Annotated in this window: 19 protein-coding genes, 1 tRNA gene and 1 pseudogene; 12 read left to right on the top strand and 9 right to left on the bottom strand. The window is 62.8% G+C overall.

Going from position 1 to position 22,837, the window contains the following annotated elements:
- Positions 1-57: 57 nt before the first annotated feature.
- Together QX010_RS11595 and QX010_RS11600 are read right to left on the bottom strand one after the other, a co-directional pair.
- Entirely contained in the window at positions 58-1,512 is a 1,455-nt protein-coding gene (locus QX010_RS11595) for an HlyD family type I secretion periplasmic adaptor subunit (protein WP_316179582.1), read from the bottom strand.
- Positions 1,499-3,625, bottom strand: coding sequence for a type I secretion system permease/ATPase (locus QX010_RS11600; protein ID WP_316179583.1), 2,127 nt, complete (start codon positions 3,623-3,625; stop codon positions 1,499-1,501). Before QX010_RS11600 ends, QX010_RS11595 begins: the two co-directional genes overlap by 14 nt.
- A gap of 692 nt (positions 3,626-4,317) precedes the next feature.
- Here QX010_RS11600 and QX010_RS11605 point away from each other — a divergent pair.
- From QX010_RS11605 to QX010_RS11615, 3 genes are all read left to right on the top strand, one after another.
- On the top strand, positions 4,318-5,502 hold the full coding sequence (locus QX010_RS11605) for a phosphatase PAP2 family protein (protein WP_316179584.1): 1,185 nt from the start codon (positions 4,318-4,320) through the stop codon (positions 5,500-5,502).
- Between the two features lie 223 nt (positions 5,503-5,725).
- Complete coding sequence (locus QX010_RS11610; protein ID WP_315753307.1) at positions 5,726-5,890, top strand: Flp family type IVb pilin; 165 nt, start codon at positions 5,726-5,728, stop codon at positions 5,888-5,890.
- A 990-nt stretch (positions 5,891-6,880) separates the two neighbouring features.
- Entirely contained in the window at positions 6,881-8,014 is a 1,134-nt protein-coding gene (locus tag QX010_RS11615) for an acyltransferase (RefSeq protein WP_316179586.1), read from the top strand.
- Positions 8,015-8,176: 162 nt separating this feature from the next.
- On the opposite strand, the gene QX010_RS11620 is transcribed toward QX010_RS11615, so the two are convergent.
- Together QX010_RS11620 and QX010_RS11625 are read right to left on the bottom strand one after the other, a co-directional pair.
- Complete coding sequence (locus tag QX010_RS11620; RefSeq protein WP_316179588.1) at positions 8,177-8,476, bottom strand: conjugal transfer protein TraD; 300 nt, start codon at positions 8,474-8,476, stop codon at positions 8,177-8,179.
- 1 nt (position 8,477) lies between these two features.
- Entirely contained in the window at positions 8,478-8,804 is a 327-nt protein-coding gene (locus tag QX010_RS11625) for a conjugal transfer protein TraD (protein ID WP_316179589.1), read from the bottom strand.
- 171 nt (positions 8,805-8,975) lie between these two features.
- Between QX010_RS11625 and traA the strand changes: the two genes are divergently transcribed.
- The 4 genes from traA to QX010_RS11645 all read left to right on the top strand — a co-directional run bounded on the left by traA (position 8,976) and on the right by QX010_RS11645 (position 14,152).
- Positions 8,976-11,987, top strand: coding sequence for a Ti-type conjugative transfer relaxase TraA (gene traA, locus QX010_RS11630; RefSeq protein WP_316179590.1), 3,012 nt, complete (start codon positions 8,976-8,978; stop codon positions 11,985-11,987).
- A gap of 266 nt (positions 11,988-12,253) precedes the next feature.
- Positions 12,254-13,306 carry an IS110 family transposase gene (locus QX010_RS11635; RefSeq protein ID WP_316179591.1) on the top strand — a complete coding sequence of 351 codons (1,053 nt, stop codon included), beginning with the start codon at positions 12,254-12,256 and terminating at the stop codon, positions 13,304-13,306.
- A 260-nt stretch (positions 13,307-13,566) separates the two neighbouring features.
- Positions 13,567-13,779 carry a helix-turn-helix transcriptional regulator gene (locus tag QX010_RS11640; RefSeq protein ID WP_316179833.1) on the top strand — a complete coding sequence of 71 codons (213 nt, stop codon included), beginning with the start codon at positions 13,567-13,569 and terminating at the stop codon, positions 13,777-13,779.
- 187 nt (positions 13,780-13,966) lie between these two features.
- On the top strand, positions 13,967-14,152 hold the full coding sequence (locus QX010_RS11645; protein WP_315753634.1) for a hypothetical protein: 186 nt from the start codon (positions 13,967-13,969) through the stop codon (positions 14,150-14,152).
- A 245-nt stretch (positions 14,153-14,397) separates the two neighbouring features.
- On the opposite strand, the gene QX010_RS11650 is transcribed toward QX010_RS11645, so the two are convergent.
- On the bottom strand, positions 14,398-14,850 hold the full coding sequence (locus QX010_RS11650) for a hypothetical protein (protein WP_316179592.1): 453 nt from the start codon (positions 14,848-14,850) through the stop codon (positions 14,398-14,400).
- Here QX010_RS11650 and QX010_RS33055 point away from each other — a divergent pair.
- A pseudogene (locus QX010_RS33055) lies at positions 14,767-15,165 on the top strand (integrase); the annotation flags it as partial. The gene QX010_RS11650 and the pseudogene QX010_RS33055 sit on opposite strands and share 84 nt — an antisense overlap.
- A gap of 209 nt (positions 15,166-15,374) precedes the next feature.
- Here QX010_RS33055 and QX010_RS11655 read toward each other — a convergent pair.
- Together QX010_RS11655 and cpdR are read right to left on the bottom strand one after the other, a co-directional pair.
- Positions 15,375-15,449, bottom strand: a tRNA-Val gene (locus QX010_RS11655).
- Between the two features lie 119 nt (positions 15,450-15,568).
- Positions 15,569-15,928 (bottom strand): cell cycle two-component system response regulator CpdR, encoded by a 360-nt coding sequence (gene cpdR / locus QX010_RS11660; RefSeq protein WP_006610087.1) that lies wholly within the window; start codon positions 15,926-15,928, stop codon positions 15,569-15,571.
- 344 nt (positions 15,929-16,272) lie between these two features.
- On the opposite strand from cpdR, the gene QX010_RS11665 reads away from it, so the two are divergent.
- A complete protein-coding gene (locus tag QX010_RS11665) occupies positions 16,273-17,157 on the top strand; it encodes an N-formylglutamate amidohydrolase (protein ID WP_315801832.1) in 885 nt (294 codons plus the stop codon).
- A gap of 481 nt (positions 17,158-17,638) precedes the next feature.
- A complete protein-coding gene (gene hisN / locus QX010_RS11670; RefSeq protein WP_315801831.1) occupies positions 17,639-18,424 on the top strand; it encodes a histidinol-phosphatase in 786 nt (261 codons plus the stop codon).
- A gap of 64 nt (positions 18,425-18,488) precedes the next feature.
- Here the strand turns inward: hisN and QX010_RS11675 are convergent, their stop codons facing one another.
- Positions 18,489-19,379, bottom strand: a complete 891-nt coding sequence (locus QX010_RS11675) for a LysR substrate-binding domain-containing protein (protein ID WP_315737053.1) — start codon at positions 19,377-19,379, stop codon at positions 18,489-18,491.
- 85 nt (positions 19,380-19,464) lie between these two features.
- On the opposite strand from QX010_RS11675, the gene QX010_RS11680 reads away from it, so the two are divergent.
- The gene (locus QX010_RS11680; RefSeq protein ID WP_315801830.1) at positions 19,465-20,217 is read left to right on the top strand and encodes a sulfite exporter TauE/SafE family protein; all 753 of its coding nucleotides are present in this window, start codon (positions 19,465-19,467) and stop codon (positions 20,215-20,217) included.
- Positions 20,218-20,219: 2 nt separating this feature from the next.
- Here the strand turns inward: QX010_RS11680 and QX010_RS11685 are convergent, their stop codons facing one another.
- Positions 20,220-20,861 (bottom strand): LysE family translocator, encoded by a 642-nt coding sequence (locus QX010_RS11685; protein ID WP_316179594.1) that lies wholly within the window; start codon positions 20,859-20,861, stop codon positions 20,220-20,222.
- 171 nt (positions 20,862-21,032) lie between these two features.
- Between QX010_RS11685 and QX010_RS11690 the strand changes: the two genes are divergently transcribed.
- The gene (locus QX010_RS11690; protein WP_315801828.1) at positions 21,033-22,778 is read left to right on the top strand and encodes an adenylate/guanylate cyclase domain-containing protein; all 1,746 of its coding nucleotides are present in this window, start codon (positions 21,033-21,035) and stop codon (positions 22,776-22,778) included.
- Positions 22,779-22,837: the final 59 nt, after the last annotated feature.

A 22,837-nucleotide genomic window follows, 5' to 3' on the forward strand; every position in this document is an offset into this window, starting at 1 on the left:
TAGCGAATAGAGCGTTCGTTTTGCCGTATACTTGCTGACTTGCCTATTCTCTTGACTCTATCTCTCCCTCAAGCTCTCCTGCCTGTACCTCAACAGTGGCGACATCACGTATTCGATGATGCGCCGCGTCCCCGTCTTGATCTCAACCGTCACCGCCATGCCCGGCGCCAGCGCCACCATCTTATCCTCGACCTGCATCTGCTTCTCGTCCAGTGACACCCGCGCGGAGTAGATGAACTCCTGGCCTGCCGGCTCGCTGGTCTCGGCCAGCGCACCGGCGGGCTTGGCGCCAGCTTGCTTGTCGGCGGGCTTCTCGCGCAGGATTGAGTCCTGGGACACACTCAGCACCTTGCCGTGGACGAGGCCGTAGCGGGTGAAGTTGAAGGTGTCGATCTTGATCTCGGCTGCCTGGCCGACATTGACGAAGCCGATGTCGCGGTTGGAGATCATGGCTTCGGCTTCGAGCTGGCTGTCCGCCGGAACAATGAGCATCAGCTGTTGCGCTGGTGTGACGACGCCGCCTACGGTGTGCAGCGCGAGCTGCTGCACGGTGCCGTCGATCGGGGCGCGCAGCACCTGCTCGGCGATCTTGCGCTCGGCCTTGACGAGGTCCTGGGTCAGCTCATCGGCCTTCTTCTCGGCGTCAGTGAGATCCGACAGCACCTGGCGCTCGAAACCGGAGCGGGTCTGCGCCAGCTGCTGCTCCAGCGCCAGCCGCGCCGCCTCGATCTCGACCAGGCGCCGCGTCTGCACGATGCGCTCGCTCTGCTGGTCGATCAGCCGCGACTGCGCGTCGATATAGGCGATCTGGTTGCCGTACTGTATCTCCTTGGCGTTGCGGCGGATCTCGGCGGTCTCCTGCAGGAACGGCAGGGTGGCATCGATCTTGGCGATCGCGGCCTCGACCGACTGCGCCTCGGCGCGCTTCTGCGCGATCTGCTGCTGATTGGCGGCGAGCTTCGACAGCTGCTCGGCGGCCTGGGCCTGCAGCGCGGCGCGGGTGCGCGCGAGATCGGTCGGCGCGGCGCCTTGCGGCACCACGAGCGGCCGCAGCGCGGCGAGATCGGCAAAGCTATCCCTGAGCACGCTGAGCCGGGCGACATCGAGCCGCGACTGCATCAGGCCTTGGGCGACGCGGCGGCGCTCGGCCTCGGTCACGGTGCGGTCGAGCTCGACCAGCACGTCGCCGGTATGGACCTTGTCGCCGTCCTGGACATGGATCGCCGCGACGACGCCGGCTTCCAGCGGCTGGATCGTCTTGGTGCGGCCGGTCGGCACGATCTTGCCTTGCGCCGAGGCGATGATGTCGACATGGCCCATGATCGACCAGGCGATCGCGACGGCAAAGAACAGCATGATGCTGCCGGCGATCGCGCGGCCCGCCGGCGAGGCCGGCGTCTCGACGATCTCCAACGCGGCGGGGAGAAATTCGCGAGCATCATTGCGGCGCCTGCGGTGCGCATCCAGCGAGATCGGCGCGTTGTCCTGCTTGTGCGCCTCAGCCGACGACATGGAGCCCCGCCTGGATCTGGTGCAGGGTCGCATAGCGGCCGGCGCGCTTGATCAGCTCGTCATGGGTGCCGTCTTCGACAAGGCGGCCATTCTCGATGGTGATGATGCGATCGGCGTTGCGCACGGCGGACAGCCGGTGCGCGATGATGAAGACGGTGCGCCCGGCGCAGATCTTGCGCATGTTGCGCTGGATGATGTTCTCGCTCTCATAGTCGAGTGCCGAGGTGGCCTCGTCGAAGATGAGGATGCGCGGATTGGTGACCAGCGCGCGCGCGATCGCGATGCGCTGGCGCTGGCCGCCGGACAGGCTGGCGCCGCGCTCGCCGACGACAGTGTCGTAGCCGTCGGGCAGGCCGAGGATGAATTCGTGGACCCCGGCGAGCTCGGCCGCCTGGATCACCCGCTCCATCGCCATGCCGGGATCGGCGAGCGCGATGTTGTCGCGGATCGAGCGGTTGAACAGCACGTTCTCCTGCAGCACCGCGCCGATCTGCCGCCGCAGCCAGGTGACGTCGGCGACCGTGAGATCGACGCCGTCGATCAGGATTCGGCCGCCCTCCGGCACATAGAGCCGCTGGATCAGTTTTGTAAGTGTCGACTTGCCGGAGCCGGAGGGCCCGACGATCCCGACCACCTGGCCGACCGGCACCTTCAGGCTGACGTCATGCAGCGCAAGCGGACCATCGACGCGGTAGCGGAAATGGACGTGATCGAACACCACCTCGCCGCGCACCGGCGGCAGCGCGGCGCGGCCGGGATTGAAGGCCGGCTCCGGCGTGGTGTTGAGGATGTCGCCGAGCCGCGCCACCGACAGCCGCGCCTGGTGGAAATCCTGCCACAGCTGCGCCAGCCGCAGCACCGGCTGAGCCACGCGACCCGCGAGCATGTTGAAGGCGATGAGCTCGCCGACGCTGAGGCTCCCCTCGATCACCAGATGCGCACCAAAATACAAGGTCAGCGCGGTGACGATCTTGCTGATGAACTGCACCGACTGGCTGGCCCAATTGCCGAGCGACAGCACGTCGAAGCTGGCGCCGACATAGCCGGCGAGCTGCTCCTCCCAGCGCCGCTGCATCTGTGGCTCGATCGCCATCGCCTTCAGGGTCTGGATCGCGGTGACGGTCTCGACCAGGAAGGCCTGGTTCTCGGCGCCGCGGTTGAACTTGACGTCGAGCCGCTTGCGGAACAGCGGCGTCACGCCGGCCGATAGCGCGATGTAGAACGGGAACGAGCCGACCACGATCCAGGAGAGGAACGGCGAGTAGTAGAACATCACCCCGAGAAAGACGAAGGTGAAGGCGAGATCGATCACCAGGGTCAGCGCCGAGCTGGTGATGAAGTTCCTGATGTTCTCGAGCTCGCGTACCCGCGCCACCGAATCGCCGGCGCGCCGCGCCTCGAAATAGGCGATCGGCAGTGCGACCAGATGCCGGAACAGCCGCGCACCGAGCTCGACGTCGATGCGATTGGTGGTGTGGGAGAAGACGTAAGTTCGAAGCCCGCCAAGCACGGTCTCGAAGATGGTGACCGTGACGAGGCCGAACACCAGCACGTCGAGCGTGGTGTAGCCGCGATGCGTCAGCACCTTGTCGGTGACGACCTGAAAAAACAGCGGCGTGACGAGGCCAAACAGCTGCAGGAAGAACGACGCCAGCAGCACCTCGCCGAGCAGGCGGCGATATTTCTGCATCGCCTGCAGGAACCAAGTGACGTCGAAGCGGCGCGCAAGATCCGTGAGCGAGGCGCGGCGCGCCATCAGCACCACTGTGCCCGTCCAGTTGGCTTCGAACTCGGCGCGCTTGAGACTCTGCGGCCGGTTGACCTGGGGATCTTGGATCAGCACGGCGTCGGCCGTGACCTGCCCCAGAATAACGAACGAGCCATCCGCCCGCGCCGCGATAGCCGGTAGCGACAGCTTGGGGAGACTTTCCCACGTCTGCCTGACTGCACGCGCCTTGAGATGCAACTGCTTGGCGCAGCGAAGCATCTCGGTCACGCCGACCGCCTCTCCTGCTAGCTGATGTGCAATCTGCGCCGGATCGACAGCGACCTGATGGAAACGCAGCAGCAATATCAGGCAGTCAAGCCCCGTATCTCTCTGCCCCGCTTCCATTGCCCCTGCACTACCCTAAGTCGTGTATGAATAATGTACCACAAGAAACGATTGGACAAGATCTGGCACGTTCCTGCGAGGATATTTTTTACCTGCGAGGGATCGCGCGTTACACGCACTGCATGCATTGAGTGCAGGCTTCGCGCGTCTGCTGGACTAACCCGACAGCACCTCGCAACGCCCCGGACGGCTGAGGAACGAAGGTTCTTGACTTACTCAGCTAGCTCCCTCACGGCAAACGCCTGAATTCGCGCGCGCCTGATGTTCCCCACCACAAACAAAGAACGACACAATCCCCGCGAATCATAAGCATCTGCGTGATGTTCGAGAGCTGGTGAATTCCGAATTGTCGAGGCGATAAACATCCGGCCGCCCGAACAACTGACAATTTTGACAGCAAGGTGAAATCCGCACTCGATCATCGCCGCGCAACGAGCAAGCCTACATAAGGACGCCCCATTGACACCGAAGCTGCGATGTCCGGCGATCATAGGCTCATGGTCAGGAGCTCTTGGACAACGCAATCCCGGACCGATTCCCAACGCACGTCTCGCAGGGCGCTAGAGATCTGTTAAGCATCTCAGCACGGTATCATGTTAAAATACACGTTGAGATTGCTCAGGCTCACGGTTTTTGCGTATGTAGGTACCGACCGAAATAATCTGAAACAGACTGACACGGAGCGGACATCCATGTTGGAGCCCGCCACAGACACCCTATTGCCCGCACTCTTTCGTCGCCTCCGCTTCCTGATATCCGCAAGGACACATATCGGGGAGATACACAGACCTAACGGCACGCAGTCGCAGGATGGAAATTCAAGTCCTCCTGATTCCCAGACTTCGGGTCGCACGGCTTTCGCCTGGTCTTCTCAGGGAACGCATACGACCGGATATGTGGAAGCGAGCGTATGGGCCATTTGCTTTGTCGCGACCACGTTCGCGGCCTTCCTGCTCCAGCGGTCGGCTGTCATTGTCGATCTCGGCAGCCTCTTGGTTGCATTGACGATATTGGGCTTCCTCCTCACGGTTCACGTTGTCTATCGACGTTGGCGACCATCGCCGGTGCTCAGCAACTTGTGCGGAGCGCTCCTAGCAATGTTACTATCGGGCGCAGTGGCTGGAATCATCAGCCTTGTCGGGCTTCGGAATAACGCTCCATTCGTCGATGCAGATCTTGCGAGATGGGATCGAGCGGCGGGCTTCGACTTGCCTGCTGTCATCGCTTGGGCAGCCGACAACCCCGCTTGGTCCCAGCTCCTGTCGGTCACGTACGACAGCTCATTCCCCCTGCTCTTCGGCCTTTCAGTACTGCTCGCAATCGTTCGCCGTTTCGATCATCTATGGATACTGACGTTCGTATTCGCCAGCACGATTGTCGCATGCGCGAGCATTTCCGTGATTTGGCCGGCGAAAGGTGCCTTCGCGTTCTTTGGGTACCCAGCCAGCTTGCTCGAGCATCTCCCGACAGGCGCGGGAACGTATCACTTGTCGAAGTTGGAATACTTCCGCAATGAGGCCTCGCCGTTGCTGTCGTTCGCCAATCTGCAGGGAGTTGTGACATTTCCCTCGTTCCATTGCTGCCTGGCGCTGATGATCATATCCGCGTCCTGGCACCTCAGGTGGCTATTTCCGATTTCATTGATCTGGAATTCCCTCGTGATCACATCGACCGTGCCGATCGGTGGACATTATGCGATCGACCTTCCATGTGGAGCGATCGTGTGGCTGGTCGCAACCGGAACTGCTGTCGCCTTGATGTCGTCGTCCTCGCGACGGGCGCAGGGATCATCTGGATTGCGAGCCGACGCTTCTCACGACCGACTCACGCACGGAATGTGCCAGATCATGACCGGAGCGCAAGTCAGCGAATCCTGACACCGGCCCTGTATGCCGTGGTCTGCGATTTCCCGCGAGGGCGTACACGCGTCCGTTCCGACACTAAAACGTACAGCTACCTGCGCCCCACTAGATCATAAGCGCTAAAGATATTTGCCCTACCTAAAATTGTACCTACACGACTCATCTATTTTAAGATGACGTAGGATATCCTTTTCTGGCGTGAAGGTGCGCCGATCTGGCCAACAGCAAAGAGGGTGTAATGCGGGTCAAAATGATGAGGTTCCTGCGTGACGAATCGGGAGCCACTGCAATCGAGTACGGATTGATTGCCGCCGGAATTTCACTTGCGATCATCGCAGCAGTCAACGGTCTGGGCAGCAAGATCAACACCTCGTTCGTCGACATCAATTCCTCCATCAACTAGTTCTGCGCAGTCCAGACGTTGGCGTTCTCAGGAAGCCCGAACCAATGCGTTCGGATTTCTCGCTTCAAGGCCGCGGCGGCGCGGAATACTGGTCTAAGTTTCTGACGGAGGGGTCCCCCGGCCATTTGGTGTTAGGATTGTGGCTGTCGAGTTCTACGTCTTCGATCATCCCGTCGTCCCGCTCGCGCCCTGGAACGTGCCGTATTCACATCGCCGCTGTCGGCCATGCTCGATGGATTGGATGCATCCGAAAGCGACAGGCGGCGACGTTCCGGACTACAATTACAGCTGGCGGGAGAGCCCGTCGGCGTGCCCGAGATGCTGCGCCGTGCCAAGCAGCTGTAGCCGAAAGCGCGTGCGGTTCGGAAGCTTGGGAGCTATCAAAGCTCCCGCTACTCGCCATCGTATCGCGAGCCGATGGCTCCTTCGTCGTCCTCTGCAGCTCACATTGTCGAGCAACTGAAGCGCCTCACCAGATTTGGATTTGAGTGACTGTAAAATAAACCCAGTTGTTGCGGGGCGCGGAACTGCACTTGGCGAGCGACTGCATTCTCGAGCTCGCGAGCGACTCCTCTGGCGATCAGAGCGTCAGATTGAGCAGCTCGGCAGCCACAGTTCTCGGTGCGGCGACTCTTGTTCTTGTCACCATTGCCGATCTGGCACCGCACTATCTCGTTCGGCGTTGCCTCCCCTTTTCGTCGGTCTCGCGGCAGATTTTGAGTATCCACCTCCCAGTCGTCGCGGCTTTCACTAGAGCAAGGTCGAGGCGCTGGAGAGGACACCGCGCGCAATGGTCACCGGGTCGGGATCGTGGCCTATGATCCGCAAGATCTTAACGTAGACCACGACGATCAGCGTTTCATTCCTTGGAGAAGGCAATCTAGTGTGGCGCCGAGATCGCCTGCGACGAACGCCTGGGATGCCTCCAAGCGAAAAGAATCCTTCACTTTGCTCGGACTAGAATTGACCAGCGCCCTCGTCAGGAGGTCGATGACCCCGATGATCATTCCCAAAGCGTCGACATGGCCTAAGACCCAGAAGCTCCTTGGATTGGAAGGGCTGCGCTTCCTCGCTACTGTCGCCGTGCTGCTGTGGCACTATCAGCACTTTGCCTTCGTCGGCGAGGAGCCGGTCGGTCTCGTGAGGAGCGAGCTGCCGTTCTACCGCGTTCTGTTCCCGTTTTATGAGAAGGGCAAGATCGGGGTCGAGATATTCTGGTCCATCTCCGGCTTCATCTTCTTCTGGAAGTATAGCGCGGTCATCGCCGACCGCACGATCAACGGATGGACCTTCTTCGTCTATCGGCTGGCGCGACTTTACCCGCTCCATCTCGCGACGTTGCTGTTGGTCACGATGCTCCAGCCGATGTATTTCGTTCAGCACAACTACTTCTTCGTCTTTCAGCAAAACGACATCCCTCAATTCGTCAAGCAGCTGTTCATGGCAAGCGACTGGCTTCCGCCGCATGGCGTCAGCTTCAACGCACCAATCTGGTCAGTCTCAATCGAGCTCGTGGTCTATGCGGCGTTTTTCCTGTCGCTGCGCGTCGTGCGTCCGTCCCCGCTCTTCAATCTCGCGGTGATCGTGATCTCGATCGCGACCGGTACGCTGATGGCAAAATGCTTCGCTTTCTTCTACGCTGGCGGCCTTGCCGCGATGGCAAGACAGGCTGTCGCCGGGACTCGGCATCGGCCGAAGTTGGAAGCCTTGGCTGCGTGTGCGAGCATCGCGATGCCCGCGGCATTTTGGATGTCCGGCATGGACCTTGAGGCGCTCACGGCACCGCTTCTGCTCATCTATACGCCGATCCTGTTGTTCTGTTGCTCGAAGCCCATGGTCTTGCCGCGGCGCCTGGAGACCCTGGTGGAGACAGCCGGCAATACGACCTATTCCTGCTATCTGCTGCACTTTCCGATTCAACTTGCGATCGCGCTTGCTTTTTCGTCGATGCAGCGGCCTATCCCCTACCTCGATCCTCTGTTCTCGGCGGCTTTCGTGCTGTCCACGCTCGTCACCGCGCGCCTCACCTATTGCTGGTTTGAAGCGCCTGTTCAGCGGCTAATCCGGACCCTTCTGCTGCGAAGGCAAGAGACTCGGCAGGCGGGTCCGGTCCTGCTTCAATGAAAGGCAATCATCATAAAGGCGGAGATCTCGATCTAGTGAGCCTTACCCAACGCCAGTAGCCAATGTCGAAAGTCACAGTGACCGCTTCATCAAGAGCGAACGGCTCGGAGCTAGGGTAGGGCTGCAATCAAATCGCAATTTGTATGCCGATCCTGCAATTGATCAATAGGGCTTCTGTCGAAGCGGCAGCGATTGGCCAACGTGCGATTGCCTGACATAGACGACTGTGCGTGTTGGCATCCTAGGGTCCATCTCGAACGCTTGTTTTCCCTTCGCGGCCCAAAGCTTACGTGCCCGTTCGCCCTCACCGCTTTTAAGCTTGTCAGCCATCCAAAGTAGCGCGCCGAAGATCGTGGAACGGTCGTCACCGGTCAGGTCCACGATACCGGCTTTGATCACGAGGCCGCCGAGTTCGATGAGGTGCCGGGTGCGCTTACGGCGTTCGACCTGCCACGCGCGCATGTCATGTCGCGCTTTTGCGGCTTGATGCCGGGTGCGCGCCGCCCGATTGCGCAGGAGCGCCGTCCGTGTTGCGGTCAGCTGCTGGTGCATTTCGCCGCGACCGGCTTTGAAAGAACGCGGCCCCGCGCCTGGCCCATGCCTCCCTCTTCCCGGCCTCTTTCGTCTCGGCCAGCACGATCAGCGCACCGGCCAGTTCTTCCGCGGTGAGCGTGTCAGCTCCGGTGGCGATGACCAATTTGCCGAGCTGTCGCACCTTCCCGGTTTTCAGCTCGCGCGCCTTGTCGTCGAGCGCCTTCAGGTCCGCATCGAAGTCTCTTGGTTTGCGCATCGTAGTCTCCATGAGTGTCGATAGAGAAATCATAGGCGAGCACACGTCAGAATGCTGTAAGGTCGTCAGGACGGGCTGAGACGGTGCGATCCCTCCCGAGAATTTTTCGAGGGAGGGCGCGCTTATACGTCGTGCCGACGTACGCTTCGCTGTGTAGATGCTCTGGTCGCGATGGCGATCTATCATCTTCACGTCAAGGTCATTGGCCGGAAGGCCGGGAGCAGCGCGGTGGCATCGGCGGCCTACCGCTCGGCATCGCGGCTGCGTGACGAGCGGCTCGGCCGTGATCAGGACTTTTCCGAAAAGCGCGGCGTCGTTCATTCCGAAGTGATGCTGCCGGAGAACGCGCCGGCCTCATGGGGCGATCGCGAGCGGCTTTGGAACGATGTCGAAGCGCGCGAAATCCGGAAGGATGCCCAGTTGGCCCGTGAGGTCGAGTTCGCCCTTCCGCGCGAGCTGAGTGAGGCGCAGGGTATCGAGCTCGCCCGGGACTTCGTTCGCGGCGAGTTCGTCGGTCTCGGCATGATCGCCGATCTGAATGTGCATTGGGACAGGGCAGAGGACGGACTGCCCAAACCTCATGCTCATGTCATGCTGACCATGCGCTCGGTCGACGAGAACGGCTTTGGCCAGAAGGTGCGGGACTGGAACCGCACCGAGATGGTCGAGCGCTGCCGCGAACGCTGGGCCGAGCTCGCCAATGAGCGGTTAGCCGAGCTCGATATCGACGCGCGGATTGATCACCGCAGCCTGGAAGACCAGGGCATCGCGCTGGAGCCGCAAAGCCAGATCGGCGCGCCCGCCAAACGGATCGAGTCTCGGGGCATCGCTGGCGAAGGCGGCGAGGCCGATCGCGCCGAGATGCACCGCGAGATCGCGCGCAACAACGGCGCGCGGATTGTCGCCGCCCCCACCATAGGGCTGGACGCCATCACCCAGCAGCAATCGACATTCACGCGCCGCGATATGGCGAGGTTCGCGCACCGGCATAGCGACGGGCTCGACCAGTTCAATGAGGTGGTGGGCGCAATGCAAGGAGCGCCCGGCCTGGTCGAACTCGGCAAGGATGCGCGCGGCGAGGATCGCTTCACCACCCGCGGAATGATCGAGGCAGAGCAGCGCCTGCACCGGGCCGCTGAACTGATGGCAAAACGGGAGCGCCACCAGGTGCGCGACGCGGATCGCCAGGCCGCTTTGGCGGGTGCGGAAGCGCGCGGCCTGGTGCTGTCGTTCGAGCAGGCTGAGGCGCTGGCGCACGTCACAGATGGACGCGATCTCAGCGTCGTGGTCGGCCATGCCGGGACGGGAAAGAGCGCGATGCTGGGGGTGGCACGGGAGGCGTGGGAAGCCGCCGGCTTCGAGGTCCGGGGCATTGCGCTGTCCGGCATTGCCGCAGAAAACCTCGAAAGCGGATCGGGCATTGCGTCGCGCACGATTGCCAGCCTGGAGCATGGCTGGGAACAAGGCCGTGACCTGCTCCAATCCAGTGATGTGCTGGTGATCGACGAGGCGGGGATGGTCGGCACGCGCCAGCTTGAGCGCGTGCTGTCCCACGCTGCCGATGCTGGTGCAAAGGTGGTGCTGGTCGGCGATCCGCAACAGCTGCAGGCCATCGAGGCGGGCGCGGCGTTTCGCTCGATCCATGAGCGTCACGGCGGGGCGGAAATCGGCGAGGTGCGCCGTCAGCGGGAGGGCTGGCAGCGGGACGCCACGCGTGATCTGGCAACCGGCAAAACGGGCAATGCGCTTGGAGCCTACCGCGCCCACGGCATGGTGCATGAGGCCCAGAGCCGCGAGCAGGCTCGCGGCGATCTGATCGAGCGCTGGAATCGCGATCGTCAGGCATCGCCGGACCGGAGCCGGATCATTCTCACCCACACCAATGACGAGGTCCGGGCGCTCAACGAGGCTGCGCGCGTGCGCATGCGCGCTGCCGGCGATCTGGGCGACGAAGTGCATGTGGCAGTCGAACGCGGCGCGAGAACCTTCGCCAACGGGGACCGGGTCATGTTCCTGCAGAACGAGCGCGGTCTTGGCGTCAAGAACGGCACGCTCGGGACCATCGAACAGATCAGCGCGCAAGCCATGACCGTACAGACCGACGATGGCCGGTCCGTGCACTTCGAGTTCAAAGATTACAACCGCATCGACCATGGATATGCCGCGACGATCCACAAGGCGCAGGGCACGACAGTTGACCGCGTCCATGTGCTGGCAACGCCGGGCATGGATGCCCACAGCAGCTATGTCGCCCTGTCGCGTCACCGCGACGAGGTGGACCTGCACTATGGTCGCGATGATTTTGCGAGTCAGGAGCGGCTCACCCACACCCTGTCGCGCGAACGTGCGAAGGACATGGCCTCGGATTACGACTGCGCCGATCCGGTCCAGAGCTACGCAGAAGGGCGTGGGATCACATTCCGCGAGCGCGTAGCTGAGATCGTGCGCAAGATTGTGCCCGAGAAGCTGCGAGACATCTTCGACGGCCTGCGCTCTCCGGCTGATGTGGCCGGACTGGATAGCGAAGGGAGGCGGGAGCGGGCAACACCGGAAAGGGAAGCCAGCGGTCCCGCAGCCGACCGGCGCGGAGCCGAAGTGCCGGCAAGCAACGTGGCGCAAGATCCCGAAGCGGACGCCCGTCGCGTCCGGACACGAGCGCTGGTGCGCCATGCCCGCGCGGTAGATGCGATCTTCGAGGCGCAGGAGACGGGCGGCAGAGCCAGTCCCGAGCAGGTGAAAGAGCTGCAGAAGGCCCGCCAAGCCTTCGAGCAGGTGCGCCCGTTTGGCTCGCACGATGCCGAGGCCGCCTACAAGAAGAACCCGGAGCTCGCCCGCGAAGCGGCGGACGGCCGGGTCAATCGCGCCATCCGCGCGCTCCAGCTCGAAACCGAACTCCGCAGCGATCCGGGCCGTCGCGCCGATCACTTCGTTGAGCGATGGCGGGAGCTCGACCAGACCAGCAGGCGCCTATATCAGGCCGGCGACTTGTCCGGCTACAAGGCCACGCGCTCGGCGATGGGCGACATGGCGAAGAGCCTCCAGCGCGACCCGCAGCTGGAGTCCATCCTTGCCGGCCGCAAGAACGATCTCGGCATTGCATTCGAATCGGGCCGCCGACTCGGCCAGGATCTGGCCTTCGTCCATGGCATCGATCTCGGCAGGGGCCGAGGCCTTGGAATTTGACCCATCCCGTTTGCCGCCGGCTCTACGCCACAGGTGGCAACGCGCGAACTCCTATTGTCCGCCTGCACCTGTTTGGCCTCTGGTCTCGCCGGACGTCAGAAGCAACCAGCGAGGGGCATCACGGCCATGCGCGAGCCAGATGGGGTAATCGGCTTCGTGCCCCATCTTCGCCGACCGTAAAGGAAGGAAGATGCTGCGCTTCAGGCTGATGATAAAACGCGGTCTGAACGAAACAGCCACAAAGCATCAGAAAGATGGAGCGCAGCATGAAGTATTATGCGGGTCTCGACGTCTCTGTCAAAGAAACGAGCGTGTGCATTGTCGATGAAAGCGGAAAACTCTGCCGGGAGAAAAAGGTTGTGACGCACCCGGACGACCTGGTCGCCGTCTTGGGCGACCCCACATTTCACTTTGAACGGATCGGGCTCGAAGCTGGGCCGCTGTCCCAATGGCTGTTCGAGGGGCTCGCGAAGGCAGGATTCGCGGTGCTCTGTATCGAGACGCGGCACACAAAAGCGTTCTTGAAGGCTCAACAGCCGAACAAGAGCGACCGCAACGATGCGCGCGGCATTGCGCACATGATGCGGGTCGGTCTGTTCAAAGACGTGCACGTGAAGACACTGACGAGCCAAAAGCGCCGCGCCTTGCTGACGGCCCGCAAGCTGTTGCAGGAGAAGGCTATCGCCATGGAAAACGATATGCGCGGGCTCTTGCGCAACTTTGGGCTGAAGGTCGGTACGATTGGAGCATTCAAATTCGACGAGAGGATACGCGAGCTCGTTGAGGCAGCTCCCGATCTGGAGGAAATCATCGAGCCATTGCTCGCTGCCAGGCGAAAGCTACGCGAGCAGTTCGTCAAACTGGACCACAAGGTCCGTTGCGAAGCCAAGGTCGATCCGGTCTGCCGGCAGTTGATGACGGTGCCAGGAGTCGGACCGATCGTCGCGCTCGCCTATGCCTCGACGATCGACATTCCGTCCCGCTTTCGACATTCACGAGCAGTGGGGGCTGTACTGGGGCTAACACCCGTACTCCATCAGTCGGGCGAGAGCAGTCGCATAGGTCATGTCTCATTGTGCGGGGACGGCATGCTGCGGGGGCTCCTTTATGAAGCGGCGCACGTATTGCTGATCCGCGTCAAGAAATGGTCGTGGCTAAAAGCGTGGGCGATGAATGTCGCCAAACGACATGGGATCAAGAAGGCTATCGTTGCATTGGCACGCAGGATTGCAGTGGTCCTGCATCGGATGTGGGTCGACGGCTCAGAATTTCGTTGGACACGGGAGACAAGACCGACAGCGATGGGCGCGACTGCATAACGCGACCAACGGAAGAAGAGCTTAGAGTTCCGCCGGGAGGCGGAAGGCGTCCTTCGCGGACGATGAATGATGTGAGTTCGCATACGGTCTTATCTCCGATGAGCCATCATCAGGATGCGAACCAGTTTGGACCACGTCATTCTACTGGACCCCATAATGGGAGGGCTCAATGCCAATCCCGGAGAGAAGCGCGGGCCGCGAAAAGACACCGAACGTCACCCAACGGAGAGGGCTTGGAAGTGCTTGACCGCAACGCGCCGATTAGAGAAGACCGTATCATCAGGTTGAAAACCGTCCTCGCCAGGACTGGACTGTCCCGATCCACCATCTACCGCAAGATCGCCGAGGGTACGTTCCCGTCCCAGATCAAGATCAGCAGCAACGGAACTGGTTGGCATGAATCCGACATCAACCGGTGGATCGCAGATCCCGTAAGATGGCGTCCGCGGCGCGACCTCGATGAAATCTTGTAAGCTCTATGGCACAACGATCAGGGACGACGTTTCTGGAGGCGCTCTCCTGAACTATCCGACCCCATCCTTTTCTACGCCACGGCATCCCGCTTCAGGGACGGTCCCGCGAGATGCAGACGACGAGTTCGGACCAAGCTACATTGGAAATGCGCTTACGGCAGAGCGCGATGTCAACCGAAGGCGTTCCATGAGCCGGCGCCCCGCTCGATTTACCCAAGGCGAAGTGGCACGAGCGATCCGCGCTGCAAAAGCGGCCGGTGCTTCATCCATACGAATTAAGCCGGACGGCACGATCATCGTCGACCTGGTCAAATACAAGGAAGAGCGGGGCATCGATGAGACGGTTGAGCCCGAAGAGCATTTCGTGCTTTGATTCGCTTTATGCCCCGTCCTCGCAAGCCCTACCTTCACAAGGAAATCAACCGTCACGGCAGGACGGTCTGGTACGTTCGCAACAAGGACGTCGGTGGCAAACGCACTCGTATTCGCGGCGAGTACGGGTCCATAGAATTCAACCGCAACTACGACATCGCTGTAGCCGACATGTTCAATCGGCCGCGCCTCGCAATCGATCCCAGTGAGGCGAGGGCGAAGGTCTTTGATGGTAGCCTCAAATGGCTATGGGAAGAATACAAGGCAAAAGCGCCTGATTGGCGCGAGATGAAGGCGAGCACGCACAAGCAGCGCAACAGCCTGATGATTCATGTTCTGGAGGCCAACGGCAACAAAAGAGCCGCCGCCATCCAGAAGCAGCACATCCTGGACGGACTTGGGCGTCGCGCTCAGAACCCCTCCGCAGCCCGGCACTTTCTCACCACCATGAGGCGGATGTTCGCCTGGGCGGTCGCGCAAAAGATCCTTGCGGTAGATCCAACCGAGGGGATCAAGACACCCAAGCCGGCAAAAACCGAAGGCTTCGTCACCTGGTCTGATGCCGACGTTCGGCGTTACTATAAGCGCTGGCCGCTGGGCACACGCGAGCGCGTGATGATCGACGTCTACCTCTTCACCGGTTTTCGGCGGGGTGACGCAGCATCGTTCGGCCCCGCCGACGTGACCGAACAGGTGCAAGATCGGATTGGCCCTGACGGAAAACTCGAGCAGATCTCCGTTCCGATCATCACGAAGCGCCTCGAAAAGGGGAGCGAGACCATTGAGGTCACCTTCCCGATGCTCGATGTCCTGCGCCGGACGTTGGAGGCAGGTCCGGTCGGAACCGAGACCTACATCGCGACCCGGCAGGGCAAGCCGATGACCAAGGAGAGCCTGGGCAACCTGTTCAAGGAGAAGTGCGTCGCAGCTGGGTTGGCGAACCGATCAGCGCACGGCCTACGCAAGGCGGCTGCGACCGTCGCCGCCGAAAACGGAGCAACGGAAGCCGAGCTGGATGCGATCTTCGGTTGGACCGATCGTCGGATGGCAAGCCATTACACGCGGAACGCCAATCGCAAGAAGTTGGCGTACGGCGGCGTCGCCAAGCTCGAACGAATGATCGGCTCCGTGGATCATAGAGCGAACGTCTATTCCCTCACCGACAGGCTAGGTGCGGGAAATCGAACGAAAAGCTCAATGAAATCAGCCGACGTCCGGACGGGTGGTGGGCACGACAGGGATCGAACCTGTGACCCCTACCATGTCAAGGTAGTGCTCTCCCGCTGAGCTACGTGCCCTAAACCCAAAAGGTCTCGTCGGGTGGGGGTCCCTATATCGGCTCCCACGCAGGCAGGCAAGGACGCAAACAGGCGAAAATGGGAATAATCCTGAACTTCGCGACGCCGGCCCCGGCGGCTCAGGCCGCCAGCATCTTGTTGACCTCGCTGACGAGCTCGCGCAGGTGCACCGGCTTGGACAGCACCTTGGCATTCTTGGGCGCCTCCGAATCGGAGTTCAAGGCGACCGCGGCGAAGCCGGTGATGAACATGATCTTGATGTCCGGGTCGAGCTCGGAGGCGCGGCGCGCCAGCTCGATTCCGTCCATCTCCGGCATCACAATGTCGGTCAAGAGCATCTCGAACGGCTCCTCGCGCAACCGCTGGTAGGCCGACATGCCGTTGTCGTGGGGCGAGACCTGGAACCCGGCATTTTCCAATGCCTTGACCAGGAAGCGGCGCATGTCGTTGTCGTCTTCGGCGAGCAGGATTTTGTGCATGGCGAGGGGTTGTCTGGTCCGGGTGAGAGGCGGAGCGTTGCCGCCACTAAGCCTGACGGGCGGTAAATTTCGGGTGAAAGATTGCGCCTTTTGATCCGACATCGGCAAGGCATTTTGAGGGCTGAAGCCGCGGTCTTCGATCGAAGCAGCATGCCAGCTCAGAGTTGTTCCAAACGCGGGATGAACTTTTTCATTGCTTTTCGCTTGGCAGACCGGCTGGGATTATCGAAGATGCGCGTTGGCGAGAGCAGTACCTGCGTTGTCCAGAGCGAATCGGCCGGAGGATACCGGCGCATCAACGGACGTGACATCGACGCACGTGACCAAGGGGACGGCGCCCAGAGATGACGGACTTTGATGGCGAATTGCCGCCGTTCGAGATCATGGAGCCGACCGAATGGCGCGCGCCCATCATCTTCAATTCCCCTCACTCCGGATCGGCCTACCCCGACGATTTCCTGAGGGCCTCGCGAATCGATCTGCCGGCGTTGCGGCGGTCCGAGGATTCGTTCATGGACGAATTGATCGCCGATCTCCTGTCGCGCGGCTTTCCGGTCGTTCGCGTGCATTTCCCGCGCTGCTATGTCGACGTCAATCGCGAGCCCTATGAGCTCGATCCGCGAATGTTCACCGGGCGGCTGCCGAGCTTTGCCAACACCCGCTCGATGCGGGTGGCCGGCGGCCTCGGCACGATCCCGCGCGTGGTCGGCGACGGCCAGGAGATCTATCGCGACCGGCTGAGCGTCGACGAGGCGCTGCACCGGATCGAGACGCTGTACAAGCCGTATCACCGCGCGCTGCGCCGGCTGATCAACCGCGTGCACCAGCAGTTCGGCACCGTGGTGCTGGTCGACTGTCATTCGATGCCGTCGGTCGGCGTCTCGCGCGACGAGCCGCGCCGGCCCGACATGGTGATCGGCGACCGCTACGGCACGAGCTGCGCGTCGCTGCTGCCGGATCTGGTCGAGGACGTGCTCGGCCGGCTCGGTTATTCGGTCGGCCGCAACAAGCCCTATGCCGGCGGCTTCATCACCGAGCATTACGGCAATCCGGCCACGGGCTTGCATGCGATCCAGATCGAGCTCAACCGCGCGATCTACATGGATGAGCGCCGCAGGGAGCGCGGACCTCGCTTCGCCCAGGTCGCTTCCGATCTCGCCGTGCTCGCGGAGGTGCTGGCGACGGTGCCGCTCGGCGACCTCGGGCCTTTCCAGGCGGCGGCCGAATAGAGGGCAGCGCCCTCGGTCCGAGGGATTCCGGCCGGTGGCGCCGGCGCAAAAAAAAGGGCCGCTTGAATGACAAGCGGCCCAAGTCTAGGGAGGAAACGCCCAAGGAGGGCAGCGATAACGCGAAGCGCTACCGCACCGCAACAATATGCAATCGCGCTGCACAAAGCGCAAGGGTTTTTCCGCCTTTCTCCATGCAAAAAAACATAGGCCGGGTTGCGTTCAGCGCGAAACAGCTTTGCTTTTCATCATAAAAGTCAATGGCTTGATTGGAGATTCCAAACGATCGGAGAGGGACGCCGGTTTCGCTTTCACTTTCACATCAGAGGCCCGCGACGGCTCAATCGCGCCCGGTCAGCGCGGCAGGACACCAAACGGTATCCATGATGCCACGCTGGTGTTCCATATCCGGATGCACCCCGAACCGCTTTGAGCTAGGCATAGCGGCTCATTGCCACCCGATTCCCTCACCCAAGGACGCGCTGTGACGGTCATCGATTTCTCCGCCTTCATCGGTCGTCTGGCGACCGCTTCTGGCGAAACCATCCTGCCGTTCTTCCGGACCTCGCTGCTGGTCGACAACAAGAGCAGCCGGCAGGATTTCGACCCGGTGACCGAGGCCGACCGCGCCGCCGAGGCGGTGATGCGCCGCCTGATCAAGGCGAACTTTCCTCAGCACGGCATCGTCGGCGAGGAATTCGGCAACGAGCGCGAGGACGCCGACTACGTCTGGGTGCTCGATCCGATCGACGGCACCAAGTCCTTCATTGCCGGTTTTCCGACCTGGGGCACGCTGATCGCGCTGCTGCACAAGGGCGCGCCGGTGTTCGGCATGATGCACCAGCCCTTCATCGGCGAGCGCTTCGCCGGCGACAACGGCTCCGCCAACTACAAGAACGGCGGCGGCGAGCGCCGGCTCTCGGTGCGGCGCTGCGAGCGTCTCGGGGATGCGGTGTGCTATACGACGAGCCCGCTGCTGATGAACGAGGCCGATCGCGCAACCTTCAGCCGGGTCGAGGCCGAGACGCGGCTGTCGCGCTATGGCGGCGACTGCTACTCCTATTGCATGCTGGCCGCGGGCCATCTCGATCTCGTCATCGAGACCGAGCTCAAGCCCTACGACATCGCGGCGCTGATCCCGATCATCAACGGCGCCGGCGGCATCGTCACCAACTGGGAAGGCGGCCCGGCGCAGAACGGCGGCCGGATCGTCGCCGCCGGCGACAAGCGCGTCCACGAAGCGGCGCTGAAACGGCTGGCCGCGGACTGATCCCGCCTCCACCGGCCTGGCTCCGCCTCGTGCAGAACGGACATCCGGCCTGTCGTCGGGCGCTTCACGCGGCGGCCCGGCGCAAATGCTCGACGAGCAGTTTCGCGGGACGCGGCAGCGCCTTGAAGCTGCGGGCGCAGATCACCAGCCGCCGATCGGCCCAGGCGTCGCGCAGCGCGACGAGGCTGATCGGCATCGACCGCGCGCAACGTCGCGCCGCCGCTTCGGGCACCACGGCAATGCCGATCCCGGCCGCCACCATCTGGCAGATCGCGTCGAAATCGCGCAGCCTGGCCCGCACGTGCTGCCGGATGCCGAGCCGCGCGGCGTGCCGGCCGATATGGACGTTGAGCGCCGTCCCCTGCGTGAGGCCGATGAAATCCTCCCCCGCGGTCTCGCTGAAGTCGATCTGTCGGCGGGCCGCGAACGGGCTGCGCCGTCCGGCCACCAGGATCAGCCGGTCCTCGCCGAAGGCGAAGCGCTCGATCGTCTCGGGCAGCGCGTGCTCCGCCGCAAAGCCGAGATCCGCCCGGCCGGACGCGATCGCCTCGGCGATCTCGGTGCTCTCGCGCTCCTCGACATCGACGTTGATGTCGGGATGCTCGCGCAGAAAGGCCGCCAGCGCCTTCGGCAGATGCTCGGCGAGGCCGACCGTATTGGCGAGCAGCTGCACGTTGGCGCGACGGCCGGATGCGAAGCCCGAGAGCTCACCCTGCATGGCCTCGACATTGGCCATGATGATGCGGGCGTGATCGAGCAGGCTCTCGCCCGCCGCGGTGAGATCCACGCCACGCCGGCCGCGCTTGAACAGCTCGACGCCGAACGCGTCCTCCAGACCCTTGATCCGCGCGCTCGCCGAGGCCAGCGCCAGATGCGCCCGGTCGGCGCCCCCGGTGATGCTGCGGGCCTCGGCCACGGCAATGAACAGCCTGAGATCGACCAGATCGAAACGCATGGTCATCCTGCCTCAGTCCTGGACGAAGGCTTGCTCCGTAACCTCCACATTGTGCCGCCGGCGCAGTCTGGTCAATGTGACAACCATGATCGACCCCATCCTCATCTTCATCGCCTTCGCGCTCACCTTGGCCGGCTTCGTCAAGGGCGCGCTCGGCCTCGGCCTGCCGACCATCTCCGTCGGACTGCTCGCGGTCGCCATGCCGCCGGGCCGCGCGCTCGCCATCGTCATCGTGCCGGCCGTGATCACCAACATCTGGCAGACCTTCGCCGGACCTTACCTGCGCGATATCGCCAGGCGCCTGTGGCCGCTGATGCTGGGGACCGCGATCGGCATCTGCCTCAACGCCGGCGCGCTCAGCCATGCCTCGACCCGCTGGGGCAACGTCGCGCTCGGCGTCTTGCTGATGCTCTATGCCCTGCTCGGCCTCACCAAGCTCGCCTTCAAGGTCGCTCCGCCGCACGAGAAATGGGTCGGCGGCATCGTCGGGCTCGTCACCGGGCTGATCTCGGCCGCCACCGGCGTGCAGGTCGTACCCTCGGTACCGTACATGCAGGCGATCGGGCTCGAGAAGGACGAGTTGGTCCAGGCCCTCGGCGTGTTCTTCACGGTCGCCACGGTCACGCTGGCCTTCAACCTGACGAGCTCCGGCCTGCTCAGCACGGCCACCGCCCTGCCCGGCGCGGTCGCGATGGCCGGCGCCTTTCTCGGCATGTATGCCGGCCAGGCGGCGCGATCCCGGCTGCCGGCCGAGGCGTTCCGCCGTGTGTTCCTGATCGCCATGATCCTGCTCGGCCTGTATCTCGCCGGCACGGCGGTCATCGAGCTGCTCTGGTAAAGTCAGCGCGCCTCGAGCATCGCGATCCGGACCCCGAGATAGATCAGCAGCCCGCCGATCGCGCGGTTGAGCCAGAGCAGTGTGGCGGACGAGCCGCGCACGCGGCGCGCAGCACGGGCCGCGACGACGGCGACGCCGAGGCACCAGATCGTGCTGTTGACGATGAAGATCGTGCCGAGCAGCAGGAAGGCGATCGCCTTGTGCGGCGCCTCGGCTGCGACGAATTGCGGCAGGAAGGCGAGGAAGAACATCGCGACCTTCGGATTGAGGATGTTGGTGAGCGCGCCCTGCCAGAACGCCTGGTGCAGCGTCACCACCGGCATCGACGTCGCATCACTCGTCCTGGCGGCGTCCGGCCGCCGCGCCAGAAGCTGCGTGATGCCGAGATAGACCAGATAAGCCGCACCGGCCCATTTCACCGCAGCGAAGGCCGTGGCAGAGGCTGTGAGCAGCGCCGACAACCCGATCGCGCTTCCGAACACGTGGATCAGGCAGCCCGTGCTGATGCCGAAGGCGGCAGCGGCCCCGCCGCGCCAGCCCATCTGCGCGCTGCGGCCGACGATGTAGGCGGTGTCGGGACCCGGCGTGATGTTGAGCAGCAGCCCGGAGACGAGAAACAAAGGCAAATCGTGAATGCCGAGCATGATTGAGCATTTCCTAACAATACTGGTCTAACCATACCTGGCCTCGGCATTGCCGTCTCGCACCGCAGAGGCCGGCGCGGGGCCGCATGGCGAGGTGCCGCGATGGGTTCCGGAAAAGCGTTGGATTCGGCCGCCTCGGCCGTGGTATGCGCGAGGCGGGAGCACGATGTGATGGAAAGACGCCTCGCCGCCATCCTTTGCGCCGACGTCGCCGGCTATTCGCGCATGATGGGTATCGACGAGGACGGCACGCACGCCGCCTTCAAGGCTCATCGCGGCGCCATCCATCCGATCATCCTCAACCACGCCGGCCGCATCGTCAAACACACCGGCGACGGCTTTCTGCTGGAATTCGCCACCGCCGCCAGCGCCATCCAGTTCGGGATCGAGATGCAGTCCCTGATGGCGGAGCGCAACGCCGATCTGCCGTCCGACCGCAACATGCGCTTCCGGCTGGGAATCCATCAGGGTGAGTTCACGGTCGATGACGGCGAGGCCTTCGGCGACGGCATCAATGTCGCCGTCAATCTGGAATCGATCGCCGTCCCGGGCGGTGTTGCCGTCTCGGCCAAGGCGTATGAGGAGGCCGGCCCGCAACTGCCCATCAAGCTGACCAGCGCCGGAAGCTTTCAGTTCAAGAACCTTCAGGAGCCAGTGCAGGCGTGGACATGGGAGCCGGATAGCGAGACGGCGATCCGGGCCGGGACGAGCGTCAACGGCCTGCCGCCGCAATATCGCTCCGCGATCGTCGGCGTGCTGCCGTTCGTCAACCTCTCCGACGGCGCCGACGCGTATCTCGCCGACGGGCTCGCGGACGACCTGATCCATGCGCTGTCGCTGCAATCGTTCTTTCGCGTCCTGAGCCGCACCTCGACGTTTCGCTTCAGGGACCGCGGCCTCAATCCCCGCCTGATCGCACGCGAGATCGATGCGACCTACCTGATTCAGGGAACGGTGCGGCGCTCTCGTCACAAGCTCCGCGTGACGGCGGAGCTGATCGCGCCCGAGACCGGCGCTCAATTGTGGACCGGTCGCTACGACGGCGACGTCGGTGATCTCTTCGCGATGCAGGACGAGATCACCACCAGCCTATGCGCGGCGCTGATGCCGGAGATCTATCGTGTTGAAGCCTCGATTCCGGTCCGTGCGCCGGCGACCGACCCGACCGCCTGGGACCGCTTCCTGCGCGGTCTGTCGCACTACTACCGACCGACCAAGGCCGACTACGAGATCTCCATCTCGCTGTTTCGGCAGGCGATTGCGCTCGATCCCACTCTCGGGCTCGCCCACGCTTATCTTGCGACCATTCTGATGCAGGGTATCAATTTCGGCTGGATCAAGGGCTCGCGCGAGCTCTGGGACGAGGCGAAAAATCTGGCGCTGGACAGCGTGCGGCTCGACGGGCGCTCGTCGTTCGCCTATGCGATCCTTGCCTTCGTGCAGGCCATGCAGGGCGACCATGAGGACGGCATGAAGGCGGCGCGCAAGGCGACCGAGCTCAATGCCTACGACATGGGCGCGCGCGGCGTGCTCGGGCTTTGCCATATGGTCAACGGCGAGCACCAGCAGGCGATCGATCTGTTCTCGATCGCGGCCCAGCGCGGCAACAGCGATCCGCGCTACCAATGGCCGGCGCTGAACGCCTACAGCCACTACCTGCTTGGCCGCTACGAGGCCGCGTTGTCCTGGGCCCGCGAGGAGCTGTTTCTCTACCCGAACCATCTGCAGGCGCTGACGATCCGCGCGGCGACCCTGGCGCAGCTTGGCGCGACCGATCAGGCGGGCGACGCCGTCGACGTGCTGCGCGCGCAATATCCCTGGCTGACGCTCGACCGCCACATCAAGAACATCCGATGGAAACGCCGGGAGGATATCGATCACTACCGCGACGGACTGATCAGGGCCGGGCTGGTTTGAGCCAATCGGGCCGCATGGTGCCGGCCCGCCACATGGCCTACACATTGCTTCCGCAAATT

Origin of the sequence: Bradyrhizobium sp. SZCCHNRI1009 (assembly GCF_032487575.1) — a bacterium.
Lineage (GTDB): Bacteria > Pseudomonadota > Alphaproteobacteria > Rhizobiales > Xanthobacteraceae > Bradyrhizobium.

Bases quoted from the DNA above. Each gene is read 5' to 3' on its own strand.
- QX010_RS11595 (WP_316179582.1), bottom strand. From the start codon at position 1,512: ATGTCGTCGGCTGAGGCGCACAAGCAGGACAACGCGCCGATCTCGCTG.
- QX010_RS11600 (WP_316179583.1), bottom strand. From the start codon at position 3,625: ATGGAAGCGGGGCAGAGAGATACGGGGCTTGACTGCCTGATATTGCTG.
- QX010_RS11605 (WP_316179584.1), top strand. From the start codon at position 4,318: ATGTTGGAGCCCGCCACAGACACCCTATTGCCCGCACTCTTTCGTCGC.
- QX010_RS11610 (WP_315753307.1), top strand. From the start codon at position 5,726: ATGCGGGTCAAAATGATGAGGTTCCTGCGTGACGAATCGGGAGCCACT.
- QX010_RS11615 (WP_316179586.1), top strand. From the start codon at position 6,881: ATGACCCCGATGATCATTCCCAAAGCGTCGACATGGCCTAAGACCCAG.
- QX010_RS11620 (WP_316179588.1), bottom strand. From the start codon at position 8,476: ATGCGCGCGTGGCAGGTCGAACGCCGTAAGCGCACCCGGCACCTCATC.
- QX010_RS11625 (WP_316179589.1), bottom strand. From the start codon at position 8,804: ATGCGCAAACCAAGAGACTTCGATGCGGACCTGAAGGCGCTCGACGAC.
- traA (WP_316179590.1), top strand. From the start codon at position 8,976: ATGGCGATCTATCATCTTCACGTCAAGGTCATTGGCCGGAAGGCCGGG.
- QX010_RS11635 (WP_316179591.1), top strand. From the start codon at position 12,254: ATGAAGTATTATGCGGGTCTCGACGTCTCTGTCAAAGAAACGAGCGTG.
- QX010_RS11645 (WP_315753634.1), top strand. From the start codon at position 13,967: ATGAGCCGGCGCCCCGCTCGATTTACCCAAGGCGAAGTGGCACGAGCG.
- cpdR (WP_006610087.1), bottom strand. From the start codon at position 15,928: ATGCACAAAATCCTGCTCGCCGAAGACGACAACGACATGCGCCGCTTC.
- QX010_RS11665 (WP_315801832.1), top strand. From the start codon at position 16,273: ATGACGGACTTTGATGGCGAATTGCCGCCGTTCGAGATCATGGAGCCG.
- QX010_RS11675 (WP_315737053.1), bottom strand. From the start codon at position 19,379: ATGCGTTTCGATCTGGTCGATCTCAGGCTGTTCATTGCCGTGGCCGAG.
- QX010_RS11680 (WP_315801830.1), top strand. From the start codon at position 19,465: ATGATCGACCCCATCCTCATCTTCATCGCCTTCGCGCTCACCTTGGCC.
- QX010_RS11685 (WP_316179594.1), bottom strand. From the start codon at position 20,861: ATGCTCGGCATTCACGATTTGCCTTTGTTTCTCGTCTCCGGGCTGCTG.
- QX010_RS11690 (WP_315801828.1), top strand. From the start codon at position 21,033: ATGGAAAGACGCCTCGCCGCCATCCTTTGCGCCGACGTCGCCGGCTAT.